This is a genomic window from Rhodococcus oxybenzonivorans (assembly GCF_003130705.1).
GTDB classification, from domain to species: domain Bacteria; phylum Actinomycetota; class Actinomycetes; order Mycobacteriales; family Mycobacteriaceae; genus Rhodococcus_F; species Rhodococcus_F oxybenzonivorans.
Genome location: NZ_CP021354.1, coordinates 1,605,865 through 1,621,586, shown reverse-complemented (window position 1 = coordinate 1,621,586; position 15,722 = coordinate 1,605,865). Strand labels below are relative to the sequence as shown.

The 15,722-nt window shown below is 65.1% G+C and carries 16 protein-coding genes; 7 read left to right on the top strand and 9 right to left on the bottom strand.

Features of this window, described 5'->3' with window-relative positions:
• Nucleotide 1: 1 nt before the first annotated feature.
• On the bottom strand, nucleotides 2-667 hold the full coding sequence (gene deoC / locus CBI38_RS07730; protein ID WP_109327787.1) for a deoxyribose-phosphate aldolase: 666 nt from the start codon (nucleotides 665-667) through the stop codon (nucleotides 2-4).
• Nucleotides 668-724: 57 nt separating this feature from the next.
• Between deoC and CBI38_RS07725 the strand changes: the two genes are divergently transcribed.
• Nucleotides 725-1,558, top strand: coding sequence for a class I SAM-dependent methyltransferase (locus tag CBI38_RS07725; protein WP_109327785.1), 834 nt, complete (start codon nucleotides 725-727; stop codon nucleotides 1,556-1,558).
• A gap of 13 nt (nucleotides 1,559-1,571) precedes the next feature.
• The gene (gene purU, locus CBI38_RS07720) at nucleotides 1,572-2,456 is read left to right on the top strand and encodes a formyltetrahydrofolate deformylase (protein WP_109327783.1); all 885 of its coding nucleotides are present in this window, start codon (nucleotides 1,572-1,574) and stop codon (nucleotides 2,454-2,456) included.
• Between the two features lie 12 nt (nucleotides 2,457-2,468).
• Here purU and CBI38_RS07715 read toward each other — a convergent pair whose 3' ends face one another.
• The 3 genes from CBI38_RS07715 to CBI38_RS07705 are packed head-to-tail and all read right to left on the bottom strand — an operon-like array spanning nucleotide 2,469 to nucleotide 5,207.
• Entirely contained in the window at nucleotides 2,469-3,500 is a 1,032-nt protein-coding gene (locus CBI38_RS07715; protein ID WP_109327781.1) for an alpha/beta fold hydrolase, read from the bottom strand.
• Between the two features lie 52 nt (nucleotides 3,501-3,552).
• Entirely contained in the window at nucleotides 3,553-4,323 is a 771-nt protein-coding gene (locus CBI38_RS07710) for a MerR family transcriptional regulator (protein ID WP_109327779.1), read from the bottom strand.
• On the bottom strand, nucleotides 4,323-5,207 hold the full coding sequence (locus CBI38_RS07705) for an AurF N-oxygenase family protein (RefSeq protein WP_109334929.1): 885 nt from the start codon (nucleotides 5,205-5,207) through the stop codon (nucleotides 4,323-4,325). Before CBI38_RS07705 ends, CBI38_RS07710 begins: the two co-directional genes overlap by 1 nt.
• Nucleotides 5,208-5,440: 233 nt before the next feature.
• Between CBI38_RS07705 and CBI38_RS07700 the strand changes: the two genes are divergently transcribed.
• From CBI38_RS07700 to CBI38_RS07680, 5 genes are all read left to right on the top strand, one after another.
• Entirely contained in the window at nucleotides 5,441-5,881 is a 441-nt protein-coding gene (locus tag CBI38_RS07700; RefSeq protein WP_109334928.1) for a VOC family protein, read from the top strand.
• Between the two features lie 48 nt (nucleotides 5,882-5,929).
• Nucleotides 5,930-7,180, top strand: a complete 1,251-nt coding sequence (locus tag CBI38_RS07695) for a PucR family transcriptional regulator (RefSeq protein ID WP_109327778.1) — start codon at nucleotides 5,930-5,932, stop codon at nucleotides 7,178-7,180.
• A 124-nt stretch (nucleotides 7,181-7,304) separates the two neighbouring features.
• Nucleotides 7,305-9,314: a fatty acid desaturase gene (locus CBI38_RS07690; RefSeq protein ID WP_109327776.1), complete on the top strand. Its 2,010-nt coding sequence runs from the start codon at nucleotides 7,305-7,307 to the stop codon at nucleotides 9,312-9,314.
• A 26-nt stretch (nucleotides 9,315-9,340) separates the two neighbouring features.
• The gene (locus tag CBI38_RS07685; RefSeq protein WP_109327774.1) at nucleotides 9,341-10,357 is read left to right on the top strand and encodes a hypothetical protein; all 1,017 of its coding nucleotides are present in this window, start codon (nucleotides 9,341-9,343) and stop codon (nucleotides 10,355-10,357) included.
• A 69-nt stretch (nucleotides 10,358-10,426) separates the two neighbouring features.
• Nucleotides 10,427-11,899 carry an FAD-dependent oxidoreductase gene (locus CBI38_RS07680; RefSeq protein ID WP_109327772.1) on the top strand — a complete coding sequence of 491 codons (1,473 nt, stop codon included), beginning with the start codon at nucleotides 10,427-10,429 and terminating at the stop codon, nucleotides 11,897-11,899.
• Nucleotides 11,900-12,021: 122 nt separating this feature from the next.
• Here the strand turns inward: CBI38_RS07680 and CBI38_RS07675 are convergent, their stop codons facing one another.
• The 5 genes from CBI38_RS07675 to CBI38_RS07655 form a co-directional block, all read right to left on the bottom strand.
• Nucleotides 12,022-12,519: an SRPBCC family protein gene (locus CBI38_RS07675; protein WP_109334927.1), complete on the bottom strand. Its 498-nt coding sequence runs from the start codon at nucleotides 12,517-12,519 to the stop codon at nucleotides 12,022-12,024.
• 35 nt (nucleotides 12,520-12,554) lie between these two features.
• Entirely contained in the window at nucleotides 12,555-12,848 is a 294-nt protein-coding gene (locus tag CBI38_RS07670) for a DUF2516 family protein (protein WP_109327770.1), read from the bottom strand.
• A 73-nt stretch (nucleotides 12,849-12,921) separates the two neighbouring features.
• Nucleotides 12,922-13,773, bottom strand: coding sequence for a major lipid droplet protein TadA (gene tadA, locus CBI38_RS07665; protein WP_109327768.1), 852 nt, complete (start codon nucleotides 13,771-13,773; stop codon nucleotides 12,922-12,924).
• Nucleotides 13,766-14,272, bottom strand: a complete 507-nt coding sequence (locus CBI38_RS07660; protein WP_109327766.1) for a helix-turn-helix domain-containing protein — start codon at nucleotides 14,270-14,272, stop codon at nucleotides 13,766-13,768. The genes tadA and CBI38_RS07660 overlap by 8 nt, the downstream gene beginning before the upstream one ends.
• A gap of 131 nt (nucleotides 14,273-14,403) precedes the next feature.
• Nucleotides 14,404-15,675, bottom strand: a complete 1,272-nt coding sequence (locus tag CBI38_RS07655) for a DUF445 domain-containing protein (RefSeq protein WP_109334926.1) — start codon at nucleotides 15,673-15,675, stop codon at nucleotides 14,404-14,406.
• Between the last annotated feature and the right edge of the window lie 47 nt (nucleotides 15,676-15,722).

Sequence of the window (15,722 nt, the reverse complement as noted above, 5' to 3'; positions counted from 1 at the left end):
GTCAGTCGGGCAGCCCGTCGAGCACGGCGCGGGTTCCCGACAGGCCGAGTCGCGTCGCTCCGGCGTCGATCATGTCGATCGCTGCCTGGGCGGTGCGGATGCCCCCGCTCGCCTTCACGCCGATCCGTCCCCCGACGGTCTGGGCCATCAGCCGTACGGCGGCGACCGACGCTCCGCCTGCAGGATGAAATCCGGTGGAGGTCTTGACGAAGTTGGCACCTGCGCGTTCGGCGGCGCGGCACGACTCCACGATGGCATGGTCGGTGAGGGCCGCTGTTTCGAGGATCACCTTCAGCACCGGGCCGTCGCCGATAGCCTCGCGCACGGTGAGCACGTCGGCGAGGACGGCGTTGAAGTCACCCGCCACCGCGGCGCCGATGTCGATCACCATGTCGATTTCCTGCGCCCCCTGATCGACCGCGAGCCGGGCTTCGGCACCCTTGACGAGTGAGTGGTGTTTTCCCGACGGGAACCCGACCACTGCCGCCGTGACCAGACCCGCGGCCCGGACGGGCAGCATCGACGGTGACACGCAGATCGCGAGAACGCCGAGCGAGCGAGCCTCGGTGATGAGCGCGTCGACGTCGGCCGTGGTCGCTTCGGGTTTGAGGAGTGTGTGGTCGACGAGGGCGGCCACTTGGGAACGGGTCAGTGCAACGTCCGGCATGCTCCGAGCTTCGCACAACGCCGCCGGCGACCCGCGTCCACGGCCTAGCATCGCGGTATGACCAATCCCGGAGCGATCTTCGACGAGGCCCGCCAGGAGTTCGATCGACTCACCACGGCAGTGTGGTCCCCGGCCGGGCAGTCCCTCGTCTTCCAGCTCGGACTGCACCCCGGCGATGCCGTACTCGACGTGTGTTGTGGTGCAGGAGCTTCGGCCATCCCCGCCGCTACCGCCGTAGGGCCCACCGGGCTGGTCCATGCCGTCGACCTCGCCGACGAACTGCTCGAACAGGGCCGGGTGAAAAGCGCGGAACGCGGCTTGAAGAACATCGAGTTCGTGTGTGCGGACGCCACCACCTGGGAGCCGCCGAGCACGGTGCCTTCGGCCGGTTACGACGCGCTCGCATGCTCGTACGGCGTCTTCTTCCTGCCACACATGGATGCGGCGTTCACCCGGCTCGCCGGTTTGGTCAGACCCGGTGGGAAGGTGGGGATCACCGTGTGGCGACGCGGAGCGCTGCGCGAATTCGCCGACGCGTTCCTGGCCGCAGTCGCCCGGCAGCAGGAACCCGCACCGGAGCAGAGCGCATCTCGGTTCGACGTTCTCGATCGCATCGACACCCCGGACGGTCTCCATCAGTGGCTGGCCGACCTCGGTGCGGAGTCCACGGAGGTCCGTGAGTTGTCCAATCTGATACCCGCGACACCGGAGTTCGCCTGGGATCTCGTGCTGGGTGGGGCACTGCGCGGAGCCCTCTCGCCCTTCGACGACAACACCGTCGAAGTGATTCGCCGGGACTTCCTGCAGCTCCTCACCGAGCGGGCGATCCATGACGTCGACGCCGGAACTCTGGTGGGTACCGCAGTCGTGACCGACCGGCGGGCCACCTGAAAGACTGTTGCCCATGAGCACTGCTTCTTCCGACGATCACCGGTACGTTCTGTCCCTCGGCTGCCCCGACCGCACCGGCATTGTCGCCAGGATCTCGACGTTTCTCGCCGAGGTGGGCGGGTGGATCGTGGAGGCCGCCTATCACGCCGACGCCGACACCGACTGGTTCTTCACCCGGCAGGCCGTGCGGGCGTCGTCGGTGAACATGTCGATCGACGAGCTGCGCGAACGATTCGCTGCCGTCGCGGCCGAGCTGGGCCCGGACACGGAATGGACGGTGTCCGACACGGGTGAACGCAAGCGTGTGGTGCTGCTCGTGAGCAAGGAAGCACACTGCCTGCACGACCTGTTGGGTCGGGCGGCGGGCGGGGAGCTGCCGGCAGACATTTGCGCGGTGATCGGCAACCACCGCAACCTCGAGAGCGTCACCCGACGCCACGGCATCGACTTCCACCATGTGCCCTTCCCCAAGGATCCGGCCGAACGTGGTCCGGCCTTCGAACAGGTCCGGGAACTCGTCGACGCGCACGATCCGCACGCTGTGGTCCTCGCCCGGTTCATGCAGGTGCTGCCCTCGGAACTGTGCGAGCACTGGGCGGGACGCGCCGTCAACATCCACCACAGCTTCTTGCCCTCGTTCGTCGGCGCCCGCCCGTATCACCAGGCCTTCGCACGAGGAGTGAAACTGATCGGCGCCACCTGCCACTACGTGACGGCAGAGCTGGACGCAGGCCCCATCATCGAACAGGACGTGATTCGCGTCGATCACGCCGACGAGGTCGCGGACATGGTGCGGCAGGGCCGCGACATCGAGAAGCTCGTGCTGTCCCGCGGCCTGCGCTGGCACCTCGAGGACCGCGTCCTTGTACACGGCCGGAAGACCGTGATCTTCAGTTGAAAACCGCTGCGGCTACAGGTTGCGCAGCCGGACGATCTCCTTGTCGAACTCGTCGATGTTCTCGACGGAACTCATGTGCCCGACACCGGGCAGCACGATGAGCCGGTCGAGATGTCCCGCTTCGTCCAGCACGCGAGCGAGCTTGCGCGCGTGGACCGGTGGTGTGAGCCGGTCCATGGACCCGACGAGCACGGTGGTCGGCACAGTGAGGTGGTCGAGAGCTTCGTGGATGTCGAGCCCGCTCAGCGCGGCACCCCAGCCCCCGCGGATGCGGGGCTTGCACTCCCGCACGATGTTCTCGCAGAAGCTGACCTCGGCGGGACTGGCGTTCGGCGACATCGACACGTACTGGATCGCCCGGGTCATCACCGGTGAAGACACCAGCGGCATCGGTGCGCTCAGCACCGCACGGCCGACCGGGACCGGCACTCGCGGGAAGCGATTCGGGAGGGGAATCACCGTGGTCTCGGCGATGAGCCGGTCACAGGCGGTGCTGGCGAGCAGGACCGCGGACGCATACTTCTGTACCTCGTCGGGATGACGGCCGGCCCAGGCCATGATGCTCATGCCGCCCATGCTGTGGCCGACCAGGACGGCCTTCTTGTCCTCGCGGACAGTCGCCCTCAGCACCTCCGACAGGTCGTCGGCGAGGACGTCGGGGCCGAGAGCGAGGGAGCCGACGGTGCTCCGACCGTGCCCACGCTGGTCGTAGGTGATCACGCGGTATTCGCCTGAGAGGGCGTTCACCTGCGGGTACCAGTACTCGGTCGAGCAGGTCCAGCCGTGGCTGAACACGATGGGGTCGCCGTCCACCGGACCATAGGCGCGCACATACAGGGTGGCGCCGTCGTCGGTGACGATCTCGCTGACGTCGGGTCGCAGGCTCGGGGTACGCAGCAGTTCGTTCGGTGCGACCTCGGTCGTCAGCGTCAAACCGCGAGTGGAACGCTTGTGCCGAATCGCCGCTGCTGCGACGAAGGCAGCGCCCACTCCGGCGACGCCGGCGAGTGCCCGTAGGGCGGTGCTGCGCGAACTGCTCGTCATTCTTACCCCTGTCATCTGGGTGACACCGCCGTGCGGCGACGTCCGTGAGTTGTCAACTTGCGCGGCCGTTGTCGGCCGTCCGCGCGGAACTCGGCGGATCTCCGAGTTGCTGTGCGGCTTTCTCGAGGGCGCGGGAAATCTGCTCTTCCATCGCCTGCGTGAAGAGTGTCTGGACGGCGTCGTGTGCGAGTGGCCGCATCTGCTCGACGAGCCGCACGATGTCCGAGATCTTCGCCTCGTCGAGCTCGAGTTGCTCGCCCTCGGGTGCGAGGTACCGGTCGGCGACGACCGCGACGAATCGAGCGGCGACGTCGGAAAGGTCTTTGCGCACGGCGGCGGTCTGTTCGAGCACGTCCTCGAGTGGGATACCCGCGTCGACGAGAACCTGGGCCGCCTCCACGAGTCGAGGATTGTTCACCGCGTAGTCGTCACCGGAGGGGACGAGCACGCCGAGCTCGGTTCCCCGCGCAATATTCTCGTCGGTGGTCTGCGCACCGAACATCCGCCGGAGTTCCGCCAGGGTGAGTCGCGCGGCGCGCTTGCGTTTCCTCCACCGGCTGCCGGGATCGTCGGTCTCGAGCACATCGGTGACGTGCAGTCCGTACTGGGCGGCCGTGAGCAGCTCGCTGATGGTGGCGAAGGTGTATCCGCGGTCGAGCATCCGGCCGATGAGGTGCAGCCGGGCCAGATGCGACTCGTTGTACCACCCGGTCCGCCCCTGTTTCCGCGGTGGCGGGAGGAGTCCGCGGTCCTGGTAGACGCGCACGTTGCGCACGCTCACCCGCGCCTCGCGTGCGAGGTCGTCGATCCGATATTCCTTCATCAGACGATGTGCGCCCGTTCGAGCAGAAGCCTCGACGGGCCACCGATGAGTCCCACCTCGTCGAGGAATTCGACGGTCTTGGCGCAGCCCTCGCGGATCTTGTCGTGATAGTGGCGATTCGCTTTGGCTGCCCTCTTCGCCGCGTCCACGTCGAGACCCGCCGCCGAGTAGACCTGCGGGTTCACCAGACTGGTGACGATGAAATAGGCGATGACGCCGAGCGCCAACCGCACCCGGGCCCTCGCGAACCAGGACGCCGATCGGATTCGCCGGATTGTTTCCTCGCGTGCGTACTTGATGTGCCGCGACTCCTCGAGGACGTGGATTTTGCTGACCGTGCGTGTCACCGGCTGAACTCGCTCGTCCCGCATGAAGTCGCGCTGCATCATGTCGAGGATCTCCTCGGCGAACAGCGTCCCGCCGTACGCCAGGGATCCGGTGGCGGTCGCCTTGAAGGCGCGAGCCGCCTGACGGATCCACCACTTGGGCCGGTACGACGGAATCCCGAAGCGCTGCGCCGACCTCGCGAACATCGTGGAGTGACGGCACTCGTCGGCAATCTCGGTGAGCGCGAACTGGACGTGCGGGGTGGCCGGGTCGTGGAAGTAGATGTCTCGGACGAGCATCTGCATGAGGATCAGCTCGAACCAGATTCCGGTACCGGCGATGCTCGCCGCCTCGTGCTTGGTGAGGGTGACGCGTTGTTCCTCCGTCATGGTGTCCCAGAGTTCAGTGCCATAGAGGCTGCACCACTCGGGTGTCATGCCGTACCGGTCCGCGGGAATCGGCGCATCCCAGTCGACCTCGATCAGCGGGTCGTAGGACTTGCGTGCCGCGGAGGCGAGTAGCCGCTCAGCCGTGTCCTGACGGTCACTGACGTGCATTCTCCGGGACGTCGCAGGGGCATCACTGAGGAAGTCCCGTGCACTCTCGACGGACATCACCACTCCTCGGTCGCCTTCTTCACCACAATAGCATTGTCACAATGCTCATTGTCATCGTCGGGGCGAGAATTGCCTGCGGAACGCATGATGTCGAAAATCCAGACCCGGCTCCGTCCCATCGTCGAATCGGCAAGACAGCCGATTCGGCGAGACAACACTGGAGGATGGATCCCATGGCACACGTACAACGTTTCGACCACGTCGGCATCACCGTCGCGGACCTCGACTCGGTCACGGCGTTCTTCGTCGGACTGGGTCTCGAGGTAGAGGGCACCGGATCCGTGGAGGGTGAGTTCGTGGAGACAGTCTGCGGCATCCCCGGCGCGCGCTGTGAGATTGCGATGCTGCGGCCGCCCGGCGACGGGTCCCGGCTGGAACTCGCGACCTTCGTCACGCCCGACCACGTGCCCGGATCGCCGAAGGCGATGGCCAACGAGCTCGGACTGCGCAACGTGTCCTTCGAGGTCGGCGACCTCCAGGCGGCTGTCGACGCGGTGGCTGCGGACGGGTACGGGCTCATCGGCGGCATCGGCGAGTACGAGAACAGCGTGCGGATGGCCTACGTGCGTGGACCCGAAGGGATCATCGTGTCCCTGTTCGAGCAGCTCGGCTGACGCGCCAGGCTTGACGCATTTGCGACCGCCGGACACTAGTGTGCAGATATGGACGCGCTGGAGCCTGACAACGGCGCGGTCGCCTTACGCGGCATCGCCGCGTCTCTACTGGCGAATGTGTCCAGCCTGGCTGACGACATGCTGAAGTATTTGGTCGAGCGAATTCCGGAGGTCGGCGGGGATGACGAGCTTCGCGGCCTGACCCTGGGGTCGTGCTCGTCGAATCTCGAAGCGGCACTGTCGATGGTTCGTCACGGGATCGACGTGGCGGCTGCGGAGGCGCCGGTGACGGCGCTCGAACACGCGCGCGCAATGGCATCACGAGGGCACAGCGTCGATGTGATGCTGCGGTTCTATCGGTTGGGTCATGAGTACTTCACCGAGAAGCTTTCCGACTCACTCACCGACTGGATCGAGGACCCTGCGGTCGCGCTGAGGACGTTCATCGACCTGGAGCGCTTCGGATTTCGATACATCGACCGCATCTCCAGTCTGGTGGCTGCCGAGTACGTCGCCGAGCTCGACCGACGCCAGAACCAGGCACGAGCCGAACGCGCCGATGTCGTGCGGGCACTGCTCGCCGGAGAACGAGTCGACATCGCGCGCGCCGAACGTGTGCTCAGCCACCGGCTCACCGGCCGGCAGATCGGTTTCGTGTGCTGGGTCGACGAACGCGGTGTCGACCTCGAGGGATTCGCCAGGCGGGTCGGTAGGTTCCTCGGGGCAGGTCACTCACTCGTGGTGGCGGACGGCCCACTTGCGGTGTGGGGATGGGCATCGATCACGGGGGACGCGCGGACTTCACCCAGCGGCATGGCGACGGAGTTTCCCGGCGAACGCGAGAACGTTCACATCGCGGTCGGCTCATCCCATCCGGGGGCAGCAGGCTTCCGGACCTCCCATCTCGAGGCTCTACGCACACGCCGAATCATCGAACTGTCCGGGCGTGCGGCGCCATCGATCACAGAGTTCAGCGATGTTGCCTTGGTAGACGCTATCTCGCGTGACCTGGATGCGGCGAGGGCCTTCGTTTCCGCTCAGCTCGGCGAGCTCGCACGGGACGACGCGAAAGAGCGCGGCGAGCGCGCCGCGCTCCTGGCTGTTCTCGACGCGCAAGGGAGCCTGGCGACCGCCGCGAGCACGTTGGGAATCCATCGGAACACGGTCCTGCAGAGGATGCGTCGTGCCGAGGAGCGCAGAGGCAGGCCGGTAACGAGCAACCTCGCCGAACTGCACGCGGCGCTGATCGTCTGCAATGTGCTGGCGGCCGCGGTGTTGCCCGAGCCGAAGCCTCACTGACCGGAGCCCGAGCGCGCCGGATGTGCTGACAGCACACCGGGAAGGGCTGGGATGGCCTTGTCGGCCGACACCGCCCGTATATAGGTTGTGAGCAATCTCATCCCGAAGCGCGCAGAGGAGTCCGATGTCGACCACGACTCGACACCCCCAACCCCCGGCAGCGGCCTCGCAGCACGCCCTGCCCGATCCCGGCGAGCAGGTTCCCACACTGTCCTGGCCGATCGTCGGCATCGGCATCTTCGCGCTCGCACTCTTCGGCGCATCGACCTGGGCTGCCCTCACCGACACGCTGCCTGCGATCGCTACCATCGCCGCGAGCTCGACAGCAATTTTCGTCCTGTTCACCGTGCTGCACGACGCCTCGCACTACTCGATCAGCTCACATCGCTGGGTCAACGTCGCCTTCGGTCGGGTGGCCATGTTCTTCGTCTCGCCGCTGATCTCCTTCCGATCTTTCGCGTTCATCCATATCGAGCACCACCGCCACACCAACGACGGTGAGTCCGATCCCGATCACTTCGTCAGCGCCTCACCCTGGTGGCAGCTGCCCCTCCGCTTCCCGGCAATGGACCTGCCCTACATCAGTTTCCTGGTGCGCAACCTGCGTCGCCGCCCACGCGCCGAAATTGCCGAGACGGCGGCCCTGATGACCCTGTCGGTGACGGTCATCGCCTCCGCCGCCTTCGCCGGACATCTGTGGACGCTCGCGCTGATCTATCTGATTCCCGAACGGGTCGCGATGTTCGTCCTCGCCTGGTGGTTCGACTGGCTACCCCACCACGACCTGAAAGACACCCAACGCGAGAACCGCTACCGCGCGACCCGTAACCGCGTCGGCTCGGAATGGATCCTCACTCCCCTGCTCTTGTCGCAGAACTATCACCTGGTTCACCACCTACACCCCTCCATCCCCTTCTACCGCTACGTCGCGGCCTGGCGACGCAACGAGGCCGCCTACCTCGAGCGCGACCCGGAAATCAGCACCGTCTTCGGGCAACACCTCGACGCCACCCAGTACCAGGAGTGGAAACGCCTCAACGGCACCCTCGCCGCCCTGCTCCCGGTCCGCATGCCGCGTTCCTCCGCGGCACGCCCCACCAGCACCTACCCGATCCCGGTCAGTAGCGTCGACCCCCTCACTCCCGACAGCGTCAAAGTCACCTTCGACGTTCCCGATCACCTCAGCGACCAGTTCGCCTTCCAGGCCGGCCAACACCTGACCGTGCACCACCGCATCGGCGGACAGCAGGTACGACGCAACTACTCGATCTGCACCTGCGCCACCTCGGGAGAACTGGCTATCGGCATCCGCCACATCCCCGGCGGGACGTTCTCGAGCTTCGCGGTCGACACCCTGCGAGCCGGCGACGTCCTGGAACTGATGACCCCCACGGGCAGCTTCGGCGCACCCCTCGATCCACTCGCCCGGCACCACCATGTCGCGGTAGCCGCCGGCAGCGGCATCACCCCCATCCTGTCGATTCTGCGCACCACCATGGAGATCGAGACCGAGAGCCGCTTCACCCTCTTCTACGGCAACCGCACCGCAGAGTCGACCATGTTCGCCGCCGAACTCGACGAACTCGAATCCCGGTACTCAGACCGGCTACGCATCTTCCACATCCGCTCCGCCGAGGCACACCACCCCGCAGCCCTGCGCGGCCGTATCGACCTGGCGACAATTCAACGCCTGATCGCCACCGACCTCACCACGATCGACCGGTGGTACCTGTGCGGCCCGAGCGAACTCACCACCACAATCCGCGATGACCTCGCAACCGAAAAAGTGCCGACCGACCGGATACACCTCGAACTGTTCCGCGGCACGAACCGACCCACACACCTCGACAACTTTCCCGCCTCCGAAGTGACCATCACCCTCTCCGGCGCACAGCACACCGTGGAACTCGCCCCCGGTGAGACCGTCCTCGAATCCGCGCTGAAAAACAACATCGACGCCCCCTACGCCTGCCTCGGCGGCGCATGCGGCACCTGCAAAGCCCGAGTCACCACAGGAAAAGTATCAATGGAGCAAAACTTCGCACTTCAGAAGAACGAAACCGAGGCCGGCTTCATCCTCACCTGCCAATCCCACCCCACCACCCCCACAGTCGCAGTCGACTACGACAGCTGAGCCAACACAGATTCGAGGGTGGAACGATGAGTAACGCATTACGTCGGAACAGGACCGAAGAGGACTTCGCTGGGCCGTTCGTGACGGGTGAGCATTTCCGACACGGTCTGCCGATGCGTCGACAGGCACAACAGGCTTTGGCCGACTTGGAACCGGCACAGATGCCGCTGCTGCTGGACGCTCTCGACGACGCTGCCACACCTGTCGTCGAACACCTCGAGCCATTCGCCTGGGTAGTGCCTGAGTTCGAAGAGTTCCGCGCCACCCGAACGATCGGCCCCACTCTTGCGTGGTGGTGCGAATTTCACGGTCAATCAGCTGAATCACTGCTGGTCAATACCGAGCGCTACTTCTGCTTCGGACCTGAAGGGTCCGCCATCGGCGCCATGGAAGAGCACACGATGCTGGCAATGTACGACGCATATCGGTGCACCAGCGCAGCTACCGCCGGCCGGAACGCGTACTACGCCTCCGAGGAAATGACAGCCCACATCCTCGCGGACAGGGAGACTTCTGCCGAAGTGAGCGTCACGCCCGAGAACCTGCCCTCACCTTCCGGAGTGGCGTACCTCGCCCGACCCGAAGGCGGGCTCGTCCTCCTGTGGAAAATCCAGCACGACACCCTTCTCTCCGTCCAACTCGTATCGGCATCCGAACTTGCAGAATTCCTCGGCAACGACGGTGAGCCACGTCCAGGTGGGGCATACCGATACATCAAACACGTCTACCTGCCGCTCCCCACCGCGGAAGCTGAACTCAGCCCACCCGGAAGCGACACTCCACCGAACCTGCACAACATCGACGGCCTCACCCCCGCCGGCATGGATACCGATGTCCCGCATGTCCCGCACGAAGCCCTCACGAACAACCGCGGATGGACATCCGCCGAGATACTCGAGGTGTTCGTCGCCTTCACTCACATGTGCCGGCAGAAGACCACCCAGACCGAATCCACCACTGTGTCCGCCGCGAACTCGGCGACCATCCCGCGACGCAAAAAGCCAACAGAGATCACGAACTTGGGTTCACCTTCGAGGAGGTGAACGACCCAGCGGAGCAATTCTCGGAACCGTCCGGGGTCGCTAGCATTGAAGAGTCCCCAGGAGGTTGCGGTGACATACAGTGCTGCGTCGGCTGAGACGTCCGTGCGGGTAGAGCGCTGCGACGTCTGCATCGTCGGTGCCGGCATCGCCGGAGTCAATGCCCTGTTCGTCGCCAGTCGATACTTGTCTCCCTCGCAGAAGATCGTCCTGGTCGACCGCCGCGATCGCCCCGGCGGCATGTGGGTCGACACCTATGCATATGTGCGACTGCACCAACCGCATGGCCTGTTCACCGCCGGCAACATCAAGTGGACGCTCGGCCAGGATCGCTCCTATCTGGCAACAAAGGAGGAGGTGCTTACCCACTTCGAACACTGCCTCGACGTTGTCAAGCAACGAGTGCACGTGGACGAGTACTTCGGCTGGACGCTCGAGTCGCATGACGAGTCAGGTGGGATCGTGCGCGTCATCTGCACATCGTCGGACGGCCAGGTCATGGTCGTCGAGGCGAAGCGCCTGATCAAAGCCGGCGGTTTTGGAGTCGTGCCCAACGACCCGCTCGAGATCTCCAGCGCGCGCGTCCTGTCGGTATCACCCGATTTCTGCGACATGCGAGGGGACGACATGCGGGCGAGCAACGCCCCCGTGTGGGTCGTGGGCGGCGGAAAAACCGCGATGGACACCGCTCACACGCTGGTCACGGAATACCCCGGTCGGGAAGTGAACCTAGTGGCAGGTTCGGGCACCTTCTTTTCGAACCGCGACCGGTTGTTCCCTACCGGCGGCCGACGATGGTGGGGCGGCACGCCCGTGACCCGCATCTTCACGGAACTGGGTCGGCGCTTCGACGGGACCAACGAGACCGATGTCGCGACCTGGTTCCGCACTACCTACGGCACCTGGTTGACCCCCACCGCAGGCAACTACCTGCTGGGCTTGCTGTCCGAATCGGAGAACAGGACGATTGCCGCCGGTCTGAACGAGGTGATCATGGATCACGTCGTGGATGCCGTCGACCGCAACGGCGACACCGACTTAATATTCCGCAGCGGCTCAGCGAAGACAATTCAACCGGGCAGCTGGATAGTGAACTGCACCGGATATATGCTGCGCAACGAGAACCCCTACGAGCCATACGTTTCCGACAGCGGTGCGGTCCTGTCGATTCAACCGCGTTCTGCCACATTACATCTGACGTCGTACGTGGGATACTTCCTGACCCACCTACTGTTCTTGGACAAGATCCAGGACCTCCCGCTGTATGAACTCGACGCGCCGGATCTACGGAAGAAGTCGAAGGCGGCATTTCCCTATACGCTCGGATCGCTCACCATGCACAACCTCAGTCTCATCGTCGACAGTGTGCCCAACAAGGTATTCCTCGATTGCGGACTCGATCTCGATCGCTGGTACCCGCGGCCACGCCGCATGATCGGAACAACGCGGTTCCTGCTCACCCACCGCCGCGGACGCGATCACCTCCGCCACACCCTGGACACTGTGCGTAAGCGATTCGATGTTCGCTGCGGCCCACTGAGGTAGTCGTAACCATCAGTTCCACATGCGAATTCACCGATCGAACCTCTGCAACCGACGTAGTGTCCGGCCGGGGCCGGCTGAAGTTCAGGCGCACACTGCCCGCCAGTGATGACGGAAACGAAGCGTCAGTCCGGCGTGCGCTCGGTGGACTCCGGCATGAGCAGTTGCTCGGACAGCACCTCCAGTGCCTGTCGTGCGTAGCCACGCCACATCGAGGCGATCAGCGGCATGACGAGTGTCCCAGGGCCCCTCGGGTGCAGGACCCATCGCCAGGTGATTCTGGTCCCGGTCCCGCATGGGACGAACTCCCAGGTTCCGTCGATGCTGTCAACCAGCGGCCGCAGTGGGCCGGTGATGTCGCTGAGCAGGTAACTGAACGAGTGTGGGGCATCGACATTTGTCAGCACCTCGCGCATCGTTCCGCCGTCCGTGGTGACCACTGTGCGCGACTGTCCGACCCGGCCCCAGATTCCGTCCTGTCCGCGAACCTGCTTGATGGGCGGCAGCAGGGCGTAGCGGCGGGAGAAGATCGCATCCAGTGGGATCGACAGGGTCCCGTCGAATGCTTGCGCGCATGTGATCGGGATAGCCCGCGACTGCTCGACCGTGGTGGGCGTGGCCATCACGCGAGCCTAACGCAGGCGAGCAGTTTGCCAAACTACCAGCGGGGTCCGCGTTGGACGTCGTCCACCCGCGGCCGGACATCCACGAGATAGACGCAGACTGCCACCACCGCGACGATGCCGAACAGCTGCACCGCGGGGAACAGCAGCAGCACGAGGAATGCCACGGCGAGAATGCTCAGCCAGATGGGTTTGCTCAGCTTGTCGACGGCCGTGAAGGCGTCTTTGCGCTGGCGAGCAGCGTGAAACAGGGCGAACGCCGCGCCGCCGAGGGCGACGATGCGAATCACCAACAAGATCACCGAGACGATGCCGTCAACTTGAATCACACGCTCATACTACGAGCTGAAGACGCAAACGGCCCCCGCACCGCAAAGTGCGGGGGCCGAGAGCGCGAAAAGGTCAGACCTTCTTGGCCGGAGCCGTCTTCTTGGCCGGAGCCGTCTTCTTGGTGGGCGCGGGCGGAGTTGCAGCAGCCTTGGCCGGAGCAGCCTTGGCCGGGGCCGGGGCTGGGGTCGCCTTCTTCGCCGGGGCAGCGTGCTTGGCCGGCGCTGCCTTGTCGGCGCGGGCCTGGACGTCGGCAGCCGTAGCGTTCACACGATCGGCAGCCTCCTTCGAGACCTCTTCGGCCTGGTCGCCCAGGTCGAGAACGCGAATCGCGGCCTCGTCGCCGGCGTCGGCAATCGCTTCGCCGACGCCCTCGGCGGTGTCGGAGATCCGGACGGACGCGCGGCCGGCGAGCTTCGCGGCCTGCTCGCCCACAGCGCGGGTCTGGCGTGCCACAGTGCCGAGAGCTTCCTCGGTCAGCTCGACGGCGTCACCGAAGGCCGATTCGGCGCGACCGAGACCCTCCTCGACGACCGGCTGCTTGCGGATGCGCTCGACTGCATCCTCGCCGCGCTCCGCGAGGGAGGTGTAGAGGTCGGACGCAACCTTCAGGTAAGCCTCGGCGACCTTGCGCAGTTCGTCGGCGGTGAACTTCTCGCGGAGCTCGGCGAGCTCCTCGGGCAGCTCGGACGGCAGGCCCGCGAGGCGCTCGCGGAGGTGCTCGACACCCTCGGTGACCTCTTCCTGCAGACCGGCGATGCGTTCGCGGGCGCCACCGACGCGCTCCTCGACATCATCCTGGGTGGTCTCGGCGCGCGACCGGACCTGGGCGACGACGTCGGCCACGGCCTGCACCACGACGTCACCGGCACCTACGGCTGCGTACAGCGAGGTCTTGACGCTGTCGATGGTTTTCTGGTCAGTCATCGGCTATCTCCTGTTCAACGTTGGGGGGGTCGGGTTCCGGCGTCTCGGGTCCGGACCGATGTGGTTCGTGGGTCCGAACCTCGGACATCCTGGATTCGGCGGATTCTGCCGAGTCGTTCTCACGACAGAAGGACTCGTAGATCTCGAGCAGCACTTGCTTCTGCCGCTCGGTGATGGCCGTATCCGCAAGCAGGGCGTCGCGAACAGGACCGTGGGGTCGTTGCTCGAGGTACCCCGCCTGGACGTACAGGACCTCCGAGGACACCCGGAGACCCTTCGCTATCTGCGCCAGCACTTCGGCCGAAGGCTTGCGCAACCCGCGCTCGATCTGACTCAGGTACGGATTACTGACGCCTGCGAGTTGCGCCAGTTGTCGCATCGAGACCTGCGCGGCTTCACGTTGTGCGCGAATGAAGCCACCGATGTCGTGTGCGGCGTTACTGACTACGCGAGCGGCCACATCTCCTGCACCGGCTGCCTCGCGGTCATCGCTGGCCATCAGTCCTCCCGAATTGCTGGGCAATTTCGAGTGTAAGAGACGGTGCTAGCAATTGCAAGCGCTCTGCTAGCAGTGAGCACGTAGCCCTCGCCACAGGGTGCCGGGCGGTCAGCGGAACATCAACCCGGCGGTCAGCCGAACATCAATGAGGAGACCGTGTAGATCAGTAACCCGGCGATCGAACCGACCACCGTGCCGTTGATCCTGATGAACTGGAGGTCCCGTCCCACCTGCAGTTCGATCTTCTTGCTCGCTTCCTCGGCATCCCAGCGTTCGACGGTGTCGGAGATGATCCCGGTGATCTCGTCGGTGTAGTTGTCGACGACGTATCGCGTGCCCGCCATGACCCACCCGTCGACCTTGAGTCTCAGCTCGTCGTCGTCGCGCAGTCGTTCGCCGATCTGGACGACGTTCTCGGCGACCTTGGTCCGCAGCGTGCTGCCCGGATCGTCGACGGACTCCATGATGAGGCGCTTGGCGACCTTCCAGGTGGCGGCGGCGAGCCCGGTCACCTCCTCGCGACCCATGATTTCGGCCTTGATTTTTTCGGCCTTCTCCATCGTGACGGGGTCGTTCTGCAGGTCGTCGGCGAAGTCGACGAGGAAGCGGTTGGCCGCCTGACGGACCTCGTGCTCGGGGTTCGAGCGCACCTTCCACGTGAATTCGACCAGCTCACGGTGGATCTTCTCGCCGAGCATCAGGTCGACGAACTTGGGCGACCAGGACGGCGAGTCGCGGGTGACGATCCGGTCGATCGTTTCCTGGCTTCCCAGGGCCCACTGGTGGGCGCGCTCGGCAAGCAGGTCCAGGATCGGCAGCTGACGGTTTTCGCGGATTAGTTCACCGAGTACCCGTCCGATCGGCGGCCCCCATTCCGGCTCGGCCAGCCTGCGCACGATGGTGCTGTCGATGATCTGCTGCACGTCCTCGTCGCGGAGCACCTCGACGAGTCCGCGCAGGACGGTCGCTGTCTCGGCGGCGACTCGCGCGGCATGTTTCGGCTGCGCCATCCAGGTGCCGAGCCGTAGCGGGATCTGGGCGGCCTGGACCTTGGCCGCCACCACTTCGGGAGCCAGGAAGTTCTGCCCCACGAAACTGCTCAGGCTGGCACCGAGCTGATCCTTCTTCCGTTTGATGATCGCCGTGTGCGGAATGGGCAGGCCGAGGGGATGGCGGAACAGTGCCGTGACGGCGAACCAGTCGGCGAGCGCGCCCACCATTCCGGCCTCCGACGCGGCTCGCACGTAGCCGACCCACTCCCCCGCACCGCGCGATTCCTGCCACCGGCACACGAGGTAGACCACGGTGGCGAACACGAGGAAACCCGTCGCCACGGTCTTCATCTTGCGGAGATCGCGCCGCTTCTCCCCGTCGTCGAAAGCAGAAAGACTCAATTGGTGCACAGTTGCCATTGTGCCGAAGGTCGATGACGCGGCGCTTCGCAAAGGAG